General features: G+C 63.7%; 17 protein-coding genes and 1 other RNA gene. 13 read left to right on the top strand and 5 right to left on the bottom strand.

What is annotated here, in order from left to right; all coding sequences use genetic code 11:
• Positions 1-139: 139 nt before the first annotated feature.
• Entirely contained in the window at positions 140-1,525 is a 1,386-nt protein-coding gene (locus EOD29_RS01935) for a serine hydrolase (protein WP_067329156.1), read from the top strand.
• Between the two features lie 6 nt (positions 1,526-1,531).
• Here EOD29_RS01935 and EOD29_RS01930 read toward each other — a convergent pair whose 3' ends face one another.
• From EOD29_RS01930 to EOD29_RS01920, 3 genes are all read right to left on the bottom strand, one after another.
• The gene (locus EOD29_RS01930; RefSeq protein WP_127245808.1) at positions 1,532-2,197 is read right to left on the bottom strand and encodes a class I SAM-dependent methyltransferase; all 666 of its coding nucleotides are present in this window, start codon (positions 2,195-2,197) and stop codon (positions 1,532-1,534) included.
• A complete protein-coding gene (locus EOD29_RS01925; RefSeq protein WP_164763681.1) occupies positions 2,194-3,441 on the bottom strand; it encodes a DUF3419 family protein in 1,248 nt (415 codons plus the stop codon). Before EOD29_RS01925 ends, EOD29_RS01930 begins: the two co-directional genes overlap by 4 nt.
• 84 nt (positions 3,442-3,525) lie before the next feature.
• Positions 3,526-7,149, bottom strand: a complete 3,624-nt coding sequence (locus tag EOD29_RS01920) for a hydantoinase B/oxoprolinase family protein (protein WP_127245806.1) — start codon at positions 7,147-7,149, stop codon at positions 3,526-3,528.
• Positions 7,150-7,322: 173 nt separating this feature from the next.
• Between EOD29_RS01920 and EOD29_RS01915 the strand changes: the two genes are divergently transcribed.
• The 3 genes from EOD29_RS01915 (at position 7,323) to EOD29_RS01905 (ending at position 9,140) form a co-directional block, all read left to right on the top strand.
• Positions 7,323-7,523, top strand: coding sequence for a hypothetical protein (locus EOD29_RS01915; RefSeq protein ID WP_082954075.1), 201 nt, complete (start codon positions 7,323-7,325; stop codon positions 7,521-7,523).
• 133 nt (positions 7,524-7,656) lie between these two features.
• Positions 7,657-8,376, top strand: coding sequence for a DnaJ family molecular chaperone (locus tag EOD29_RS01910; RefSeq protein ID WP_067329023.1), 720 nt, complete (start codon positions 7,657-7,659; stop codon positions 8,374-8,376).
• Positions 8,373-9,140, top strand: a complete 768-nt coding sequence (locus EOD29_RS01905) for an N-acetylmuramoyl-L-alanine amidase (RefSeq protein WP_127245805.1) — start codon at positions 8,373-8,375, stop codon at positions 9,138-9,140. The genes EOD29_RS01910 and EOD29_RS01905 overlap by 4 nt, the downstream gene beginning before the upstream one ends.
• A 28-nt stretch (positions 9,141-9,168) precedes the next feature.
• Here the strand turns inward: EOD29_RS01905 and EOD29_RS36960 are convergent, their stop codons facing one another.
• Positions 9,169-9,492, bottom strand: coding sequence for a hypothetical protein (locus EOD29_RS36960; protein ID WP_245433283.1), 324 nt, complete (start codon positions 9,490-9,492; stop codon positions 9,169-9,171).
• Here EOD29_RS36960 and EOD29_RS01900 point away from each other — a divergent pair.
• Entirely contained in the window at positions 9,407-10,036 is a 630-nt protein-coding gene (locus EOD29_RS01900) for a transglycosylase SLT domain-containing protein (protein WP_245322407.1), read from the top strand. The genes EOD29_RS36960 and EOD29_RS01900 overlap by 86 nt on opposite strands.
• A gap of 58 nt (positions 10,037-10,094) precedes the next feature.
• An RNA gene (rnpB, locus tag EOD29_RS01895) (RNase P RNA component class A) lies at positions 10,095-10,495 on the top strand.
• Positions 10,496-10,500: 5 nt separating this feature from the next.
• Here rnpB and EOD29_RS01890 read toward each other — a convergent pair.
• Positions 10,501-11,634, bottom strand: coding sequence for a cystathionine gamma-lyase (locus EOD29_RS01890; RefSeq protein WP_127245804.1), 1,134 nt, complete (start codon positions 11,632-11,634; stop codon positions 10,501-10,503).
• 397 nt (positions 11,635-12,031) lie between these two features.
• Here EOD29_RS01890 and mraZ point away from each other — a divergent pair, with 397 nt between their 5' ends.
• The 7 genes from mraZ to mraY are packed head-to-tail and all read left to right on the top strand — an operon-like array spanning position 12,032 to position 19,666.
• Entirely contained in the window at positions 12,032-12,490 is a 459-nt protein-coding gene (gene mraZ / locus EOD29_RS01885) for a division/cell wall cluster transcriptional repressor MraZ (protein ID WP_095783823.1), read from the top strand.
• Positions 12,487-13,503, top strand: coding sequence for a 16S rRNA (cytosine(1402)-N(4))-methyltransferase RsmH (rsmH, locus tag EOD29_RS01880; RefSeq protein WP_067329034.1), 1,017 nt, complete (start codon positions 12,487-12,489; stop codon positions 13,501-13,503). The genes mraZ and rsmH overlap by 4 nt, the downstream gene beginning before the upstream one ends.
• Positions 13,504-13,507: 4 nt before the next feature.
• A complete protein-coding gene (locus tag EOD29_RS01875; protein ID WP_066990723.1) occupies positions 13,508-13,903 on the top strand; it encodes a hypothetical protein in 396 nt (131 codons plus the stop codon).
• Positions 13,900-15,624 carry a penicillin-binding protein 2 gene (locus tag EOD29_RS01870; protein ID WP_066990727.1) on the top strand — a complete coding sequence of 575 codons (1,725 nt, stop codon included), beginning with the start codon at positions 13,900-13,902 and terminating at the stop codon, positions 15,622-15,624. Before EOD29_RS01875 ends, EOD29_RS01870 begins: the two co-directional genes overlap by 4 nt.
• A gap of 54 nt (positions 15,625-15,678) precedes the next feature.
• Complete coding sequence (locus tag EOD29_RS01865) at positions 15,679-17,133, top strand: UDP-N-acetylmuramoyl-L-alanyl-D-glutamate--2,6-diaminopimelate ligase (protein WP_127245803.1); 1,455 nt, start codon at positions 15,679-15,681, stop codon at positions 17,131-17,133.
• A complete protein-coding gene (locus EOD29_RS01860; RefSeq protein ID WP_127245802.1) occupies positions 17,130-18,563 on the top strand; it encodes a UDP-N-acetylmuramoylalanyl-D-glutamyl-2,6-diaminopimelate--D-alanyl-D-alanine ligase in 1,434 nt (477 codons plus the stop codon). Before EOD29_RS01865 ends, EOD29_RS01860 begins: the two co-directional genes overlap by 4 nt.
• Positions 18,564-18,583: 20 nt before the next feature.
• Complete coding sequence (gene mraY / locus EOD29_RS01855; RefSeq protein WP_127245801.1) at positions 18,584-19,666, top strand: phospho-N-acetylmuramoyl-pentapeptide-transferase; 1,083 nt, start codon at positions 18,584-18,586, stop codon at positions 19,664-19,666.
• Positions 19,667-19,675: the final 9 nt, after the last annotated feature.

Raw genomic sequence — 19,675 nt, 5'->3', positions numbered from 1 at the left:
AGGACCGCCCAGTCTCTCCGTTCATCGCCGAACATGGTTGATAATCCATTGACGGCGCTCGACATCGACCATGATTTTGGAGAAGCAATGGCGGCAAATCAATGACATAAAGCGAACCGGAAAACCCAAGGGCGGAAAGATGCGGGCTGTCGTGAAGTTCATCAAATGGCTGTTCGGCCTCATTGTGCTGGCGGTGATCGCGCTCTTCGCCTGGCTCTACTTTGCGCCGCCCGAACTGATCCGTGTCGGCTCGGGCTATGCGGCCAAGATCGTCTGCTCCAACGTGTTCATCGCCGGCCGCGACCCGAATGAAGTGCTGGCCGTCGACGTGCAGGCGCCGGGCCATCCGCTGCTCAAGCTGATGAAGGTATCCGTCGACAAGGAAAGGGGCCTTGTTTCGGCGGGCCTGCTTTGGACGCTGGGCAAGAGCGTCGCCGTAGAGCGCCACGGGGTCGGCTGCGCGTCGGTTCCGGATGGCGACACCGGCAGGGCGCGGCAGACCTCCGTCCATATCGAGCCTTTGGCGGTGGCCTCGCAGGATGCGCTCTGGCCGGAGGGCGAAAGGGTGGACGCCCTGCAAAACCCCGCCGTCACGAAGATCGTCGACGATGCCGCGATGGTCGGGACAGGCATGCGCGCGGTCGTGGCGGTGAAGAACGGCCGCATCGTCGCGGAACGCTATGGCGAGGGTTTTTCGGCCAAGACGCCGCTGCTCGGCTGGTCGATGACCAAGACGGTGAATGCCGCGATCGTCGGCACGCTGGTCAAGGACGGCAAGATGGCGCTCGACAAGAAGGGCCTGTTCTCGCCGTGGAAGGCCGACGGTCGGGCGGCGATCAGCCTTGCCGACATGATGGCGATGTCGAGCGGGCTGGAGTTCAACGAGGATTATGGCGACGTCGCCGACGTGACGCGCATGCTCTATCTCGAGCCGGACATGGCGGGCTTTGCCGAGGCCAAGCCGCTCGGCGGCGAGGTGGGCAAGGCATTTTCCTATTCGAGCGGCACGGCCGTCATGCTGTCGCGGCTGTGGCAGGAGGCAATCGGCGACAAGGCGAAGGCGCTGACCTGGCCGCGCACGGCGCTGTTCGAGCCGCTCGGCATGCACAGCGCGGTGCTCGAAACCGACGAGCGAGGCACTTTCGTCGGCTCGTCCTATCTCTACGCCACGGCGCACGACTGGGCCCGCTTCGGCCAGTTCCTGCTGCAGGGCGGTGTCTGGAACGGCGCGCAGATCCTGCCCGCCGGATTCGTCGACTGGATGCGGCAGCCGGCGCCGGCCTCGAAGGTCTACGGCAACGGCCAGGTGTGGATCGAGGGTCCGGGCGATGAGGAGAATCCGGGCGCGGGCGCTGCCGCCGGCCTGCCCAAGGACACCTACTGGATGGAAGGCCATGACGGCCAGACGGTGGCCATCATTCCGTCGGAGCAATTGGTGGTGGTGCGGCTCGGGCTGACACCTGCCAAGCTCGGCTATCGGCCGCAGGCGATGGTGGCCGCGCTGGTGAAAGCTTTACACCAGTAAGGCTCTCTACATCCGAGCTCCGATGACGCCGAGCCAGGCATAGCCGCGATAAAGCGTTCTGAAACGGAAGGTTGCGCCGGTCCGTTTCGACTCCGAGTCAAGGACGTCGCGCAGCGAGGCGCGCGGCGTGACATGGAATTTCCGCAGCCAGCCGCGCAGCAAGGCCCGGAACCAGTTTGGCAGACCTTCCTGCTGGCCGAAATCGACGACATGCAGCGAGCCGCCGGGTGCGAGCGCGGCAAGCGCGGCCGACACGGTCTTCTCCCAGCCGGGGATCATCGACAACGAATAGGATATGAAGACACGGTCGAAGCGCTCGATGCCGAAGAGCGCCGCCGGATCGAAATCCGTGGCGTCGCCGCGCGCCAGTTCGACCCTGTCGGAGAGACCTTCGCGGGCGATAGCCGCGTTTGCCGTCTCCAGCATCTCGGCCGAGATATCCAAACCGAAGAAGCGGGCGTCTGGATAGCGCCGGGCGGCAAGAACGATGTTGCGGCCGGTACCGCAGCCGAGCTCGAGCACGGTGCCGCCTTGCGGCACGTCGAGCCCCGCTATCAGCCGGTCGCGGCCGAGCAGGTAGTATTTGCGGGTAATGTCGTAGATATGGCGCTGCCAGCGATAGACGCCATCCATCAGATCGGCATGGCGGACCGGCAGCTCCGTCGTGCTCATGCGGCGCGCTTCACATAGAGATGGAAGCCGCCATAGATCGCCGAGCGATCCCTGGCCGAGAATTCGCGCGAGGCCTCGGCTTCGTAGCGCCACTGGTCGAGCAGGGAACTGGAGACGCGGCCCGGCAGCAGGCTGGGCTCGGCCGCGGTGCGGAAGATCACGCGCGCGCCAACCGAGGCCGTGCGGGTGATCTCGGTCCACAGATCGTTGAGCAGGTCGTCGGTCATCCAGTCCTGGGCATCGAGCAGGACGAAGCGATCGACCGAGCCCGCATCCTTGCCGGCGAGGAATTTGATCAAGTTGGCATGATGGATGGCGACGCGTTCGGTGTTGGCGCGGATCGTCCTGTAGTTGCGCTGTTCCAAATAGGCGGGCAGGGCTGCCTCGCCGGGCTGCGGATAGCGGCGGGCAAAGGCCTGCCAGGCGAAATAGTTGTTCTTCAGCGGGAAATCGCAGGCGAGCTTCTCCAGCCGCGCCTTCAAGACGCTCGCCATCGAACCGTCGCCGGACGTGATCAGCGAGTCGTACTGTGCCGGCGGGATACCCAGACCGAAAAGCGAGGCCTTGCGCGATGTCGCCCAGCGTAGCAGCTTTTTGTCGAAGACCGGCGCCAGCTCCTCGTTAAAGAAACGGCGCTGCTCGCCGATGATCTCGGCCTTCATGATGCCGGCCGGATCGACACCAAACAGTTTTGCCACACGATGGCCCATGGCGATGAAGAGGCCAAGCAGGCCGGTCTGGTAGAAGTTGCGGTCGAAAACCGCGATGCGGCGGCGGCCGCGCCAGTTCCTGCGCTCCCAGTAGTGACGGCTGACCGGGTCGAGATGCGGCGCGATGAAGCGGTCGTAAGCTTCCGAGTTGTGGCTGGTGTCGGCTGCGCCGAAGAAACGGAACAGATCGCCCTGCGAGGGCAGATGGCGCACCGCCTCCAGCTTCATGCGGTTCAACGCGATGTGCGCGGCGTTGAGGTCGACGGCGTCGATCCGGGCCGGCGAACGGGTGAGGTAAGCCAGAATGTTGCAGCCGCCCGATGCGATTGTGACGACGCGGTGGCCGGCGCCAAGCTGCATGGCGTCTATGTCGACCTCCGGGTCTTCCCAGATCTGGGGATAGACGAGGCCGGAAAACAGGAAGGCGAAAAGCCGCTCGGAAATGCCGTCCTTCGACAGGGCGCGGTTCTGGTAGACGGCTTTTCCAACCTCCTTGCCGCGTCGAAAAACGAGTTCTCCCGATACATCCGACATGGCAAGCTGATTCCCCGTTTGCATTGGCGCAAGCGGGTAGCGCAGCGTTGTGACAGGCGGGTGACAGGCTGCTGACGCTGAGTCTTAGGCCTTGCCGAATCCGCCGGGCGTCGGCGTGACGACGATGACGGCCTCGCCGGCGTCGAGCGTGGTCTGGTCGCAGGCCTTCAGCACCTCGATCGAGCCGTCGTTGCGTCTGACCTTGGTCGAGCCGGCCTCGCCGTCGCCGCCGCCGTTCAGACCCTGCGGCGGGCGGTTGCGGTGTGAGGAGAGGATGGCGCATTCCATTTTTTCGAGGAAGCGGATCGTGCGTTTGGTGCCGTTGCCGGCGTTCCATTTGCCCTTGCCGCCGGAACCGTCGCGGATGTGGAAGTCTTCCAGCACGACCGGGAAGCGCAGTTCCAGCACTTCGGGATCGGTAAGTCGCGAATTGGTCATATGCGTGTGGACGCCGGAGGTGCCGGCAAAGCCGCGGCCCGAATTCATTTGGCCGGCCGGCGAGCCGGAGCAGATCGTCTCATAATATTGGTATTGCCGGTTGCCGAAGGTGAGATTGTTCATTGTGCCTTGCGCGTTGGCCATCGCGCCCATGGCGCCGAACAGCGCGTTGGTGACATGCTGCGAGGTCTCGACATTGCCGGCGACGACGGCGGCAGGGTAGGAGGGTTTGAGCATGCAACCGTCGGGGATGACGATGTTGATCGGCCTGAGACATCCGGCGTTCATCGGGATCATGTCCTCGACCATGACGCGGAAGACATAGAGCACAGCGGCTCGCGCCACCGGCTCCGGCGCATTGAAATTGTTCTGCATGACCTTCGAGGTGCCGGCGAAATCGACCGTCGCGTCGCGCCTTTGCCGATCGACGGTGATCTTCACTTTGATCACCTGGCCGGTGTCGGTGGCATACTCGTAGTCGGAACTGTCGGGCAGCCTTTCCAGCACGCGGCGCACGCTCTCGGCGGCATTGTCCTGAACATGGCCCATATAGGCCTCGACGACAGCGAGGCCAAAATGCGCGACCATCTTGCGCAACTCCGCCACGCCCTTTTCGTTGGCGGCGATCTGCGCCTTGAGGTCGGCGATGTTCTGGGCGGGATTGCGGGCAGGATAGGGATGGTCGGTGAGGAGCGCCTCGAGCTCCTCCTCGCGGAAGCGGCCGCGATCGACGATGCGGAAATTGTCGAACAGCACGCCTTCCTCGTCGACGGTTGTGGCCAAAGGCGTCATCGAGCCCGGCGCGGTGCCGCCGACATCGGCATGGTGGCCGCGCGAGGCCGCCCAGAACAGGATTTCCGTGCGCGCGTCGTCGAACACCGGCGTCACCACGGTGATGTCGGGCAGATGCGTGCCGCCATTGTAGGGCGCGTTGAGAGCAAAAACGTCGCCGGGATGGATATCACCCGAATTCAGGCGGATGACGGTTTCGACCGAGCGGTCCATGGACCCCAGATGCACCGGCATGTGCGGCGCGTTGGCGACCAGCGCGCCATGGCGGTCGAACACGGCGCAGGAAAAATCGAGCCGCTCCTTGATGTTGACGGAATAGGCGGTGTTCTGCAGCGTGACGCCCATCTGCTCGGCGATCGACATGAAAAGGTTGTTGAAGACCTCGAGCATCACCGGATCGGCTTCGGTGCCGAGCGCCGCCTGCCGCGCCTTTTTCTCTATACGCCGCAGCAGCACGTGGTTCCTGGCCGTGATCTCGGCCTGCCAGCCCGGCTCGACGACGATGGTCTGGTTCGGCTCGATCACGAGCGCGGGGCCGGCCACCTTGTGACCAGGCTTCAAATCCTCGCGACGGAAGATGCCGGCATCGCGCCAGGCGCCGTCGGCGAAGAATTGCCGGGACTGCCAGGGGCTTCCCACCTGGTCTTCGAGCCCTGATTCACTTTCGTCGCGGCTGGCGGTCCCGACATCGCTGCCTTCGACGCCGACTGCCTCGACGATCATCGGCTTGTCTTCGTAGACGAAGCCGAATTGCGCTTGATGGGCGGCCTCGAAATCGCTCCTGGCGCGAAAAATCGAGCCGTGCTCGAAGTTGACCGGCAAAGTTGTGTCGGTGCCGTCATAACGGATCTGCAGGACCGGCTTTGAGGCGATGGCGTCTTGCGCAATGCCTTGCACTGCAAGCTCGGCGATGACGCCCTGGTGCAAGGTCGCAATCAGGTCCTCGATCGAGGAGCGGGACTCTTCGGCGAGCGGCTTCAGCAACGCCTGCTGGCGCGAGGCGAAAACCGTCGACAGCCCGATGCCGTAAGCCGAAAGCAAGCCGGAGAAGGGGTGGATAAGCACCGCTTCCATGCCGAGCGCATCGGCGACGAGGCAGGCATGCTGGCCGCCGGCGCCACCGAAACAGTTCAAGAGATATTCAGTGACATCGTAACCGCGCTGCACCGAAATCTTCTTGATGGCGTTGGCCATGTTCTCGACGGCGATGGTGACGAAACCCTCGGCCACCGCTTCGGGCGAGCGTCCATCGCCGATCTCGGCGGCTAAAGCCGCGAATTTTTCGCGCACGGCGGCGACGTCGAGCGGCTGGTCTTGACCGGGGCCGAAGATCGCCGGGAAGACATCGGGCTGCAGCTTGCCGAGCATGACATTGGCGTCGGTGACGGCGAGCGGGCCGCCGCGTCGGTAAGCGGCCGGGCCGGGATTGGCGCCGGCGGAGTCCGGGCCGACGCGGAAGCGACCGGCCTCGTAGTGCAGGATCGAGCCACCGCCGGCCGCGACGGTATGAATACGCATCATCGGCGCGCGGATGCGAACGCCGGCGACTTCAGTGTCGAAGGCGCGCTCGTATTCGCCGTCATAATGGGCGACGTCGGTCGAGGTGCCGCCCATGTCGAAGCCGACGACCTTGTCGAAGCCGGCGAGCTTCGCCGTCTCGACCATGCCGACGACGCCACCGGCCGGGCCGGAAAGCAGCGCATCCTTGCCTTGGAACATGTCGGCGGCGGTCAACCCGCCCGATGACATCATGAACATCAGCCGCGGGCCGGCGCCCAATTCTCCCGCCACCCTTTCGACGTAGCGTGACAGGATCGGCGACAGATAGGCGTCGACCACCGTGGTGTCGCCACGACCGACCAGCTTGATGAGCGGCGAGACCTCGTGGCTGACCGATATCTGGCTGAAGCCGATCTTGCGGCAGACTTTCGCGACTGCCTTTTCATGGTCGGGATATTTCCAGGCGTGCATCAAGACGATGGCGACCGCGTCGATGCCGTCGGCCTTGGCCTGCTCGATGGCCGGGCGGCAGGCGGCGATGTCGAGCAGGCGCTCGACGGACCCGTCCACGCGCACGCGCTCGTCGATCTCTACCACCCGCTCATAGAGCTGTTCGGGCAGGATGATCTCCTTGGCGAAAATATCCGGCCGCGCCTGATAGGCGATGCGCAGCGCGTCGCGAAAACCCCTGGTGATGAGCAACAGCACGCGGTCACCCTTGCGCTCCAGCAGCGCGTTGGTAGCGACAGTGGTGCCCATTTTTATGTCGCCGATGCGCTCCGCGGGGATGGCGGCGCCGGTTTTCAGTCCAAGCAGTTCGCGGATGCCCTGGATAGCGGCATCGGCATAGGCCTCAGGGTTCTCCGACAAAAGCTTCCGGGGATGCAGTCGGCCTTGCGGATCGCGGCCGATGATGTCGGTGAAGGTCCCGCCCCGGTCGATCCAGAAATCCCATTTGTTGGCTGCGGCGTCCTGCATGCTGCTTATCCGTTATCTGCGACAACCCGTTCTGTTAGTTCGCCGTTTTGGCCCCGGCAACCATGCGCTTGGTGTTACACATGGAAACGCAACGTTACGAAACCCAGGTCTGATTTCTGCATTTCTTCTGCGACGTTCACCGAAACGTGAGCGTTTGCTGAAGGAGAGATACCATGAAGAAGCTTATTCTGGCGTCTGTTTCGGCGCTCGCCCTGCTGGGGGTCGCGGCTTGCAGCGACAGCAGCACCGACAACACCACCACGCAGAGCACCAACCCGCCGGCCAACGAACAGCCAATGAAGCCGGCCACCCCTGACCCTTCGAAGCCTGCTGAACCGGCTCCGGCAACACCACCTGCTGCGCCCGCGCAGTAGAAGTTCATCCACTGAATCAGGAAGGCCGGCCCCTGTGCCGGCCTTCCTTTTTGGCGGGACTGTCCTCAAAGTCGATCGACCTGCGGCATCGTCCCGGCTTGATAGCGGTGCCCGGTTCGCACTAAGAAGCCGCATGTCGATTTGGGACCGCCTCGGCGACTTCATCGCTCGTGTTTCGTCGTCGGCGTCCTCGGGCGTCGGCGATGTCGTCGAGGCCGTGCGGACCATGTACTCGGGCGACCCGGATCTACGCCGGCGCGTGGCCTTCTCGGTGGCGATGATCGCGCTTTCGGCCAAGATGGCGAAGGCCGACGGCATCGTCACCCAGGACGAGGTGAGGGCCTTCCAGGAAATCTTTGAGGTGCCGCCGAGCGAAACGCGCAATGTGGCGCGCCTCTATGACCTCGCCAAGCGCGATGTTGCCGGATTTGAAATCTACGCCCAGCGCATGTCGCAGCTTTGCGGTTCCGGTCATGCGAATTGCAAGATGCTGGAAGACATACTCGACGGGCTGTTCCACATCGCCAAGGCGGATGGCCTGGTTCACGAGAGGGAAGGGCAATTCCTGCATCGCATCGCCGAGATTTTTCAGATCGATGAGGCGCATTACCAGGCGATCCTGGCGCGCCACGTCAATCTGGGCGCCGCCGATCCCTATGTGGTTCTCGGCGTCGAACGCGGGAAGCCATTCGAGGAGGTCAGGAAGCGTTATCGCAAGCTGATCTCCGACAACCATCCCGACCGGCTGATCGCGCGCGGCCTGCCGCAGGAATTCATCAAGATCGCCACGACAAGGGTCGCTGCGATCAATGCCGCCTATGAGATGATCGAACGGGGCCTCAGGCACGTATGAGCGGTTTCTTGCCCGACCAGCCGGGTGCCGAGGTCAGGTTATCGCCGAATTTCGGTCCGCGACGCGAGACACTCAGGCCCGACATGATCGTGCTGCACTATACCGGCATGCCGACGGGGCCCGGCGCCGAGGCCTGGCTGTGCGATCCGGCAAGCGAGGTATCCTCGCATTATCTTGTCCATGAGGACGGCCGCATCGTGCAAATGGTGCGCGAAAGCGACCGCGCCTGGCATGCCGGCAAGAGTTCATGGTTCGGGTGCACCGACATCAACTCCTGCTCTGTCGGCATCGAGATCGTCAACCCCGGGCATTCGCTGGGCTACAAAACCTTCCCGAAGCGGCAGATCAAGGCCGTGATCGATTTGTGCGTGGGGATCGCTGACCGGCATTCCATTCCACCGCAAAGGGTGCTTGGGCATTCCGATGTGGCGCCGGGACGCAAGGTCGACCCGGGCGAGAAGTTTCCCTGGAAGGCGCTCTTTGCGGCCGGCGTCGGTCATCTCGTTCCCGCGGCCCCGATCAAGATGGGCGCGGCGCTGAGGGCGGGCGACGCAGGTGCTGACGTGGAAGCCCTGCAGTCGATGCTGGCGCTTTACGGCTACAGCGCCGAGATATCGGGTGTCTTCGACCGCCAGACGGAAATCGTGGTGGCGGCGTTTCAGCGGCATTTTCGACGGCGGCTCGTCGACGGCGTGGCGGACGGTTCGACGATCAGCACGCTCCAAAGGCTGCTGGCTGCGGTAAAGGCAGCCTCTTCCAAATAGCCGGTCAAGCTGACTAAATTACAATTTGTCATACAAAGTGAATTGCCTCGCCTTTATTGGCGCCAATTCGGTCTCCAAACGCATCTCCCGCAAGTTGTCGGGCATCTATCCCTTCAAGATGCTCCGGTGTTGGATTGGCCTCGCCGCGTGAAATTCTTCGCGCGGTTCTAACAGAACAGGAATACATGCAAAGATTGACCGTTGTAGCGGCAGCCGTTGCTGCCGGAGTGATGACTTTTGCCTTCAGCCCAGCGAACAGCGCCCCCCTGAGCCTCCGGGCGGCGGACAATGGGTTTGCTGCGACCGCCTCAAAGCCCAAGGCTGCGCCAAGCGCCAAGACTTCGACGACCAAGAGAGCTGCCCCGGCGAAGGTGCAGAAAGCCGCCGCAGCGCGGTCCGCGAAATCAAGAGTCAAACGCTACGCAAAGCGCAGCAGGCAAACCATCGACCTGACCGCGACAGCTTCCATCCGTCCTGAAAAGCCCGCCTTGTCTTCTTCGGCAACTGGCGACGGCCAATATTCGGCGATCATCGCCCGCTATGCGGCAAGCTACGGCGTGCCGGTGTCGCTGGCCAAGGCCGTCATCACGATCGAGAGCAACTTCCGGCCCAACATGGTCGGCGGCGCCGGCGAGATCGGCCTGATGCAGATCAAGCCGGCGACGGCCCGGATGATGGGCTATACCGGTTCGGTCAAGGGACTGTTCGATCCCGACACCAACATCAAATACGGCATGAAGTACCTCGCCATGGCGCAGGGGCTAGGTGGCGGCACCACCTGCGGTACCATCCTCAAATACAATGCCGGCCATGGGGCGACGCGGATGAATCCGATTTCGGCCGCCTATTGCAGCAAGGTGAAGGTGCAGATGGCAGCGCTCGGTTCGCCTGTCTAAGCGGGACAGTTGCCTTTTTTGTTGCGTTTTCAGGCGCGAATCCCTTTATACGCCCTTGTCAGCTGGCCGGGCGGCCGCGCCCGCAAGAGCCGAAAGGCTGCGGGTGAGGAAAGTCCGGGCTCCATGGAGACACGGTGCCGGCTAACGGCCGGCGGGGGAGACCCCAGGGAAAGTGCCACAGAAAGCAAACCGCCGCGGCATTTGCCGCGGCAAGGGTGAAAGGGTGGGGTAAGAGCCCACCGCGCGACTGGCAACAGAAGCGGCACGGCAAACCCCACCGGGAGCAAGACCGAATAGGGGCGGTGCGAAGGGAAACCTTCGAGGGCTGTTTCCGGCCCACCGCCCGGGTAGGTTGCGTGAGGCGCATGGCGACATGCGCCCAAGATGAATGGCCGCCACGTTCCCGCGCCGCAAGGCGTGGGGGCCATACAGAACCCGGCTTACAGGCCAGCTGGCATTTTCCTCTACAGCGCTCCGAGCCGCTCAGCCGCCAAGCCGTCCAAAGACGCCTCGATCGCCTGCCAGAGCTCTTCCACCGGCTCGCAGCCGACGGCCAGCCGCAGGAAGCCGGGCGGCACGGCATCGCCGCGCTTCGATCGCCGCTCGGCCGATGTATGGACGCCACCAAACGAGGTCGCCGATTCAATCAGCGCGCAGTTGTTGATGAAATCCTCGGCCTTCTCTTCCGAAGCCAGTTCGAACGAGATGAGAAAGCCGAAGCGCTCCATCTGGGCACGCGCCAGATTGTGCGAGGGGTCGCCCTCAAGGCCTGGAAAGCGCAAGCCGCTCACGGCGCGATGCCCCTTGAGCCGGCGGGCGATCGTTTCCGCCGAGGAGCACATGCGATCGTACCGCACCTCAAGTGTTTCAAGGCCGCGATGCACGAGCCAGGCCTCGAACGGCCCGGGAATGCCGCCGGCGGTTTCTCGCCAGGCCCTGACCTTGGCGATAATATCCGGATCACGGCTGGCGACATGGCCGAACAGCACATCCGAGTGACCGTTGATCGCCTTGGTATCGGCCGAGACCACGATGTCGGCGCCAAGGTCGAGCGGGCGCTGGCCGAAGGGCGTCATCGTCGTGTTGTCGACGATGAGGAGCGCACCTTGTTCGTGGGCGGTCTTGGCGACGGCGGCGATGTCGCAGATATCCAGCCTTGGGTTCGAGGGGGTTTCGACGAAGACCAGCCGGTAGCCGGCGAAGCCGCCGTCGAGCATGCTCGATGTCGGCCTCACGTCATAGGCGATGCCGAGCGGTTTCAGGAAACGCTCCGCCAGAGCCCGCGTCGTGTGGTAGCCGTCCGAGGGCAAGAGGATGCGGTCGCCAGATTTGACCAGCGCAAAGAACGTTGCCGAAATCGCCGCCATGCCCGACGGAAAGGCGATGCACTGCGCATCTTCGAGATGACCAAGCGCATGCTCGACCGCGTGCCATGTCGGATTGCTGAAGCGGCCGTATTGATCGAAGCCCGTCGCGTCGCCCGGCGAATGAAAGATCGAGGCCATTGTCAGCGGCAAAGGGATCGGATCGCCCTTGGCGAAATCGCCGCTGCGCAGATGGGCAAGTGTCGCGGCGCGTGACTTCGCGGTTTCGGACATTGGGCGCATTCCTTCGCTGAACTGACGTCCGAACGCTAGGCGTGCCGGACCTTCGCGGCAAGCCGCGTCCTTTTGGGCCAGAGCCTTCTAAACGCTTCGTTAGGCTTAATGGACGATAAAGACGAGACGTGCCGCGAGCCTGCGCTTTCAGGTTGTGGCATGCGTGTTTGTGATGCCTCTTCCCGTTGACGCCCATATTACCCCATGATATCCCATTCCCATCAAGCTTTCGTTCCGCGTCAGGGTGAAGCGTACGCCAATCGGGCAGTCGCAGCGGCTGCGCGTTTGCCGGTTTTCGCCTTGGTGAATGAAGCGATTTGTCGCGAGGCGATGCGCGGCGGCGGCGCGGAGAAAAACATGGGCAGGGGTGCGGCGGCGACAGCGGCTGTAAGGCGTAGTGGACCGATTTCTGTCAAACGCAGTGAACAGGATCGATGCGAAGGGGCGGGTATCCGTTCCGGCGCATTTCCGTTCGGTCGTGCAGAAACGTGGCTATGCGGAACTCTATGCGCTACGCTGCCTCGACCTTCCGGCGATGGACGTCGGCGGGCTCGATCTGCTCGACCGCTACGAGCAGCGGATCGCGCTGGAAGATCCCTTCCTGCAGACGGCGGACGATATGTCCTTCTTCTGCCATGGCGACGGGACGTTCCTGAAACTCGACCAGGACGGCCGCATCACGATGACCGATTTCATCCGCGAGCACACGGGCATCTCGAACGAGGTGGCCTTTGTCGGCCGCGGCAATTTCTTCCAGATCTGGGAGCCGGGCCGACTTGCCGCCTATGGGGCGCAGGCTCGAGCCAGGCTTTTGCAGCTTCGGCAGGGGACGAAGCCCGGGGAGCGACCGGAATGATGACTGGCCACGGCGATGATCTTCACGCCGTTGGCGGACTGGTCCGTCACATTCCGGTCCTCCTTGCCGAAGTGCTGGAGGCGCTTGACCCCAAGGCGGGCGAGACGATCGTCGACGGCACGTTCGGCGCCGGCGGCTACACCACCGCCATCCTCGAGCGCGGCGCCTCGGTCGTGGCCATCGACCGCGATCCGGATGCGATCGCCGCGGGCCAGGCTCTGGAACAGCAGGCCGGCGGCAGGCTGAAGCTCGTTCAGGAGCCGTTCTCGACCCTGGACAAGCATGTCGAAAGCGCCGACGGCGTCGTGCTCGACATCGGCGTCTCGTCGATGCAGCTCGACCAGGCCGGGCGCGGCTTTTCCTTTCGCGCCGACGGACCGCTCGACATGCGCATGGCGCAGGCTGGCCTGAGCGCCGCCGACGTCGTGAACACCTTCAAGGCGGGCGACCTTGCCCGCATCTTCGGCTTTCTCGGCGAAGAGCGGCATGCCGGCCGCATCGCCCGCATGATCGAGGCCCGGCGCGAGAAGCGGCCCTTCGAGCGCACGCTCGATCTTGCCGACGCCATCGCCACCCATGTCGGCCGCGCGCCGAAGGACAAGATCCATCCCGCCACCCGCGTCTTCCAGGCGCTGCGCATCTTCGTCAATGACGAGCTCGGCGAGTTGGCGAGCGCGCTGTTCGCCGCCGAGCGGGTGCTGAAGCCGGGCGGCAGGCTCGCCGTCGTGACCTTTCATTCGCTGGAGGATCGCATCGTCAAGCGCTTCATCGCCGATCGCGCCGATGCGGCCAGCGGATCGCGTCATATGCCGGACGCGCCGGCGCGGCTGGCGACCTTCCGCAAATCCGGCGGCGGGGTGACGCCGGGAGAGGCCGAGATCGCCGGCAATCCGCGGGCGCGCTCGGCGAGGCTGCGCGCGGCAATCCGCACCGGCGCGCCTGCGCGCGCCGGCGACTTTTCGATTTTCGGCCTTCCAAAGCTTCCCGCCGTCGAGCGGCCGGGGGAGAGGTAAGCACGTGTTTCGCACCAGCGATATAGTCCTGATCGCCGTAATGGTCTCGGCGGCGGCATTGACCTACAAGACCAAGCGCGAGGCCGAGGACCAGCTGGCGGCGGTGCAGAAGCTGCAGGCGCAGATCCGCTACGAGGAAGACACAATCGATCTTCTCAAGGCGGACTGGAGCCTGCTCACCCAGCCGGCGCGGCTGCAGAAGCTTGCCGAAATCTACAAGTCGCAGCTCGGGCTCGAGCCGCTCAACGCCCACCAAATCGGCGGGCTCGACGACGTGCCGATGAAGCCGCTCAATATCGAGGACCTGTCGTCGCAGCCGCTCGGCGGCATGGCCGACAATTCGGGCAAAGGGCCGTCGGACGGCAAGGATCCGGTGGTGACCGGGAGCACCGTGCAATGATCAGCAGGCTTCCAGGGATCGGCAACCTGCTGAAGCGCCGAAGCAAGGCAGCTGAGGACGGCTCGATCGTCGTCGACGCCGCCCGCAAGGCAACCGGCGGCAAGGCCAAGACCCGCATCGTCATGACGATGGCGGTGTTCTTCACCATCTATTCGACGATTGCCGGCCGACTGGTCTATCTCGGCCTGCAGAATCCGGACAATTCGGGTGGTCCGCAGAGCCGCGTCACTGCATCGCGGCCGGACATCGTCGACCGCAACGGCGAGGTGCTGGCGACCGACATCAAGACGGCGTCGCTGTTCGCCGAGCCGCGCCGTATCGTCGACGCCGACGAGGCGATCGAGAAGCTCTCGACCGTACTTCCCGAGATTGACTACGAGCAGACTTATCACAAGCTGAAGAGCGGCGCCGGCTTCGTCTGGCTGCAGCGGCAGCTGACGCCGAAGCAGCAGGCCGACATCATGGCGCTCGGCATCCCGGGTCTCGGTTTCCGCACCGAAAAGCGCCGCTTCTATCCGAGCGGCGAAACGTCATCCTACATTGTCGGGCTCACCAACATCGACAATCAGGGCATCTCCGGTATGGAGAAGTACATCGATGACCAGGGCCTGACCGATCTGCAGGCGTCAGGACTGGCGGTGGCTAGGGATCTGAAGCCGGTGAAGCTGTCGATAGACCTGCGCGTCCAGCATGTGGTGCGCGACGAGGTGGCGACCGGCATGGAGCGGTTTCACGCGATCGCGGCCGGCGCGGTGGTCCTCAATATCAAGACCGGCGAAGTCCTGGCCATGGCCTCGGTGCCGGATTTTGACCCCAACAATCCCTACAATGCTCAGGAAAAGGACCGGCTGAACCGTATGTCGGCCGGGCTCTACGAGATGGGCTCGACCTTCAAGAGCTTCACCACCGGCATGGCGCTCGATTCCGGCAAGGTGACGCTGGAGAGTCGCTTCGATGCGTCGCGCCCGATCAGGATCGGCCGCCAGACCATCCATGACTTCCACAGCAAAGGCCGTGTGCTTTCGGTGCCCGAAGTGTTCATCTATTCATCCAACATCGGCTCGGCCAAAGAAGCCGAGGCTGTCGGCATCGAAGGGCATCGCGAGTTCCTGCATCGGCTGGGCGTGCTCGAAAAGATGCAGACGGAGTTGCCGGAAGTGGCGCGCCCGACCGAACCGAAAGTATGGAAGCAGGTCAATTCGATCACCATCGCCTTCGGCCATGGCGTCTCGACAACGCCCCTGCAGACTGCCGTCGGCTGCGCCGCATTGATGAGTGGCTACCTGATCGAGCCGACTTTTCTGCCGCGCACGGCCGAGCAGGCGATGGAGGTGGCCAAAAGGGTGGTCAAGGACACAACCGTGGAAGGGATGCGCTATCTCTACGCACTCAACGCCGAGAAAGGCTCGGGCAAGAGCGCCAGGGTTCCGGGTTACCGCGTCGGCGGCAAGACGGGCACGGCGGAAAAGGTCGTTAACGGCCGTTATTCGAAAGAGAAGAATTTCAACGCTTTCGTCGCCGCCTTTCCGATGGACGATCCGCAATATATCGTGCTGACCATCGCCGATGAGCCGAAGCCGGAAAAGCCCGGCATGGGCGCCACCGCCGCCTCGAATGCCGGCATCATGGCAGGCAACATCATCAGGCGTGCGGCTTCGATGCTTGGCGTGAAGCCAGATTTCAGCCATGAAAATGGTGCAACGCTGGTTTCCTATCAGTGATTCTTAGGGCGCGCCGGCAACTGCGCGCTATTTTGTTGCGGTGAACGGGACTCAATGTATCTGAAAAATCTAGCCGGCATCCTGCCTGTCGAGGGAACAGCTTCCCCCGATCTGGAGGTTACCGGTCTCTCCTCCGATTCCCGCCAGGTAAGACCGGGCGTCGTTTTTTTCGCGCTCGCCGGCAGCAAGGCTGATGGCTCGACCTATGCCGCCGATGCCGCCGGCCGCGGCGCTGCCGCAATCGTGGCGGCCAAAGGCAATACCATCTCCGGTCTGTCGATCCCGGTTCTTGCCGTCGATGATCCGCGTCTGGCATTGGCGCTGAGCGCGGCGCGCTTCTTTGGCAAGCAGCCTCGGACGATGGTCGCCGTCACCGGTACCAGCGGAAAGACATCGGTTGCCGCCTTCACCCGCCAGATCTGGGAGCAGGCAGGTTTTGCCGCCGCTTCGATCGGCACGACGGGCGTGGTGGCGCCTGGCCGCAACGAATATGGCTCGCTGACCACGCCCGATCCCGTCGCGCTGCACCAGTTGCTCAAGGAACTGGCGGAGGCAGGGGTAACGCACGCCTCGATGGAAGCTTCCAGCCATGGTCTCGACCAGCGTCGGCTCGACGGCGTGAAACTGGCCGCCGGCGGCTTTACCAATCTCGGCCGCGACCACATGGATTACCATCCGACGGTCGAGGATTATCATCGCGCCAAGCTGCGTCTGTTCGACACGCTGCTGCCGAAGGGGGCGCCGGCCGTGATCTTCGCCGACGATCCCTGGTCGCAGCCGACGGTTCATGCCGCGCGGGCAGCGAGCCTGAACGTGCTGACAGTCGGCCGCCACGGCGAATTCCTGACTCTGAAGCGCGTCGAGCATGAGCGGCGGCGCCAGCGTGCCGAGGTGGAGGCCGATGGTGTGCTTCACGAGATCGACCTGCCGTTGGCAGGTGATTTCCAGATCGCCAACGCGCTGGTTTCGGCCGGCCTCGCCATCTCGACTGGAACATCCGTTGATAAGGCCTTGGCCGCATTGGAGAAACTCAAAGGTGCGCCGGGCCGCCTCGACCTTGTGGGCACGACGGCCGCCGGCGCTCCGGTCTATGTCGACTACGCGCACAAGCCCGACGCATTGGAAAATGTCCTGACCTCGGTTCGTCCGTTCACCACGGGCCGGGTCGTTGTCGTCTTCGGCTGTGGCGGCGACCGCGATCGCGGCAAGCGGCCGATCATGGGCGAGATCGCGACCCGGCTCGCCGATGTCGTCATCGTCACCGACGATAATCCGCGCACGGAAATCCCCGAAACCATCCGCGCGGCAATCCTTGCCGCGGCGCCCGGCGCCATCGAGATCGGCGACCGCCGCAAAGCGATCCACGAGGCCGTCGCCATGCTCCATGCCGGCGATACGCTGATCGTCGCCGGCAAGGGGCATGAGGAAGGCCAGACGATCGGCACCGAAACCTTCCACTTTTCCGATCTTGAGGAAGTGCGCGAGGCGCTCCAGGAGCGCGCCGCATGAGCTTGCTGTGGACGTCGCAAGCGCTTGTCGAGGCCATGGGCGGCAGGCCGATCGGCTCGCTGCCGGAAGGCATCACCGGCATTTCGATCGACAGCCGCACCCTCGAGCCGGGCAACGCCTTCTTCGCCATCAAGGGCGAGACGATGGACGGCCACGATTTCGCAACCGCTGCAGTGAAGGCGGGCGCTGCGGTGCTGGTGGTGGCCGAGGGCAAGCTGCCGTCCCTTGGCCGGCTGACGGCGCCGATGATCGTCGTGCAGGATGTGCTTGCGGCGCTGGAAAAGCTCGGCATTGCGGCGCGCGCTCGCTCACGGGCCAAGATCATCGCGGTGACCGGCTCTGCGGGCAAGACGACCACAAAGGAAGCGCTGCGCCATGTGCTGTCGGCGGTCGGCAAGGTGCACGCCTCGGCGCAGTCGTTTAACAATCACTGGGGCGTGCCACTTACCTTGGCGCGCATGCCCGCAGACTGCGACTACGCGATCTTCGAGATCGGCATGAATCATCCGGGCGAGATAAGGCCGCTGGTCAAGATGGTGAGGCCGCATGTCGCGATCGTCACGCTGATCGCGGCCGCCCATCTCGGCTTCTTCAAGAATCTCGACGAGATCGCCATGGCCAAGGCCGAGATTTTCGAGGGCATAGAGGCCGGCGGCGCCGCGCTGCTCAATCGCGACGATCCGCGTTGGAAGCTGCTCGGGAAAGTGGCCAAGGATGCAGGTGTCGAGCATGTCTTCGGCTTCGGCGAGAACGCCCGCTCGGCCTTTCGTCTTGTTGGCTGCGACCTTTATGCCGATCACTCCGATATCGCGGTCAAGATCGGCAAGAGGGACGTGACGGCCCGTGTGGGGGCGCCCGGCCGCCACATCGTGCAGAATGTGCTGGCGGTGCTTGGCGCCGCGCAACTGGTCGGCGCCGATCTCGACAAGGTCGCGGCGGCGCTCGCCGATCTTTCGGCCGAGCGCGGGCGCGGCCGGCGCCACATTTTGCGCCATCCGAACGGTCCGATCACGCTGATCGACGAGAGCTACAATGCCAATCCAGCGTCGATGGCGGCAGCCATGGCGCTGCTCAACGCCACGCCGGTATCGGGCGAGGGCAGGCGCATCGCCGTGCTTGGCGACATGCTGGAACTCGGCAGCCATTCGGCGAAGCTCCACGCGGCCCTTGCCGAACTTATTGTCGGCACAGAAACGCGTAAGGTCTTTCTCGGCGGCCCGGAGATGCGGGCACTGGCCGAGGTTTTGCCTTCGGATGTCGAAACCGAGTACCGGCCAGGAGCCGAAGAGCTGAAGCCCGTCGTCATGTCGGCGATCAGGCCGGGCGACGTGGTGATGGTCAAGTCGTCGAAAGGCATCGGCTTTTCAAAGCTGGTCGAGGCATTGCTCGGCAAATTTCCGGCGGAAGCCGCAACCATTGAACCGACCTGAGGTCGGGATCCGGGGGACCGATGCTCACTTTACTCGTTGATTTTGCGGACAAGATCTCGGCCTTTAATGTCTTCCGCTACATCACCTTTCGCACCGGCGGTGCGCTGATCACTTCGGCGCTGATCGTCTTCATATTCGGACCGACCATCATCAATTCGCTGCGGCTTCGCCAGGGCAAGGGGCAGCCGATCCGCGCCGACGGACCGCAGACACATTTCAAGAAGGCCGGAACGCCGACGATGGGCGGGCTGATGATCCTGTCCGGCATCATCGGCTCCTCGCTTCTGTGGGCAAACCTCTCCAGCATCTATGTCTGGGTGGTGCTTTTGGTCACCGTCGGCTTCGGCTCGATCGGTTTCTACGACGACTATCTCAAGGTGACGAAACAGTCGCATCTGGGCTTCTCCGGCAAGGCGCGGCTGGCGATCGAATTCATTGTCGCCGGCATCGCGGCCTGGGTGATCATGCACAATGGCCAGGCGCCGTTCTCGTCGTCGCTGACCTTCCCGTTCGCCAAGGAATTCCTGATCAATCTCGGCTGGTTCTTCGTGCCGTTCTCCTGCTTCGTGATCGTCGGCGCCGGCAATGCGGTGAACCTGACCGACGGTCTGGACGGGCTGGCGATCGTGCCGATCATGATCGCTGCGGCGTCGTTCGGCGTCATCGCCTATCTTTCCGGCAACGCGGTGTTCGCCGAGTATCTGCAGATCCATTTCGTTCCCGGCACCGGCGAACTGGCGGTCGTGCTGGGCGCCGTCATCGGCGCCGGCCTCGGCTTCCTGTGGTTCAACGCGCCGCCGGCCGCGATCTTCATGGGCGACACCGGCTCGCTTGCCATGGGCGGCCTGATCGGCACCATCGCTGTCGCCACCAAGCACGAGATCGTGCTGGTCATTGTCGGCGGCCTGTTCGTGGTGGAGATCCTGTCGGTCATCATTCAGGTCGGCTACTTCAAGATGACCGGCAAGCGCGTCTTCCTGATGGCACCGATCCATCACCATTTCGAAAAGCTCGGCTGGACCGAGAGCCAGGTGGTGATCCGCTTCTGGATCATCGCCGTCATCCTGGCGCTGGTCGGCCTCTCCACCCTCAAGCTCAGATAGGATGCCCGC

The organism is Mesorhizobium sp. M1A.T.Ca.IN.004.03.1.1, from assembly GCF_003997555.1.
Classification (GTDB): Bacteria; Pseudomonadota; Alphaproteobacteria; order Rhizobiales; family Rhizobiaceae; genus Mesorhizobium.
This window is presented reverse-complemented; position numbering and strand designations above follow the sequence as displayed.

Excerpts from the sequence above, each read along its gene's own strand:
- EOD29_RS01860 (WP_127245802.1), top strand. The coding sequence starts at position 17,130 with ATGAGCTTGCTGTGGACGTCGCAAGCGCTTGTCGAGGCCATGGGCGGC.
- EOD29_RS01890 (WP_127245804.1), bottom strand. The coding sequence starts at position 11,634 with ATGTCCGAAACCGCGAAGTCACGCGCCGCGACACTTGCCCATCTGCGC.
- EOD29_RS01870 (WP_066990727.1), top strand. The coding sequence starts at position 13,900 with ATGATCAGCAGGCTTCCAGGGATCGGCAACCTGCTGAAGCGCCGAAGC.
- mraY (WP_127245801.1), top strand. The coding sequence starts at position 18,584 with ATGCTCACTTTACTCGTTGATTTTGCGGACAAGATCTCGGCCTTTAAT.
- EOD29_RS01865 (WP_127245803.1), top strand. The coding sequence starts at position 15,679 with ATGTATCTGAAAAATCTAGCCGGCATCCTGCCTGTCGAGGGAACAGCT.
- EOD29_RS01905 (WP_127245805.1), top strand. The coding sequence starts at position 8,373 with ATGAGCGGTTTCTTGCCCGACCAGCCGGGTGCCGAGGTCAGGTTATCG.
- rsmH (WP_067329034.1), top strand. The coding sequence starts at position 12,487 with ATGATGACTGGCCACGGCGATGATCTTCACGCCGTTGGCGGACTGGTC.
- EOD29_RS01925 (WP_164763681.1), bottom strand. The coding sequence starts at position 3,441 with ATGTCGGATGTATCGGGAGAACTCGTTTTTCGACGCGGCAAGGAGGTT.
- EOD29_RS01935 (WP_067329156.1), top strand. The coding sequence starts at position 140 with ATGCGGGCTGTCGTGAAGTTCATCAAATGGCTGTTCGGCCTCATTGTG.
- EOD29_RS01910 (WP_067329023.1), top strand. The coding sequence starts at position 7,657 with ATGTCGATTTGGGACCGCCTCGGCGACTTCATCGCTCGTGTTTCGTCG.
- EOD29_RS01915 (WP_082954075.1), top strand. The coding sequence starts at position 7,323 with ATGAAGAAGCTTATTCTGGCGTCTGTTTCGGCGCTCGCCCTGCTGGGG.
- EOD29_RS01930 (WP_127245808.1), bottom strand. The coding sequence starts at position 2,197 with ATGAGCACGACGGAGCTGCCGGTCCGCCATGCCGATCTGATGGATGGC.
- EOD29_RS01920 (WP_127245806.1), bottom strand. The coding sequence starts at position 7,149 with ATGCAGGACGCCGCAGCCAACAAATGGGATTTCTGGATCGACCGGGGC.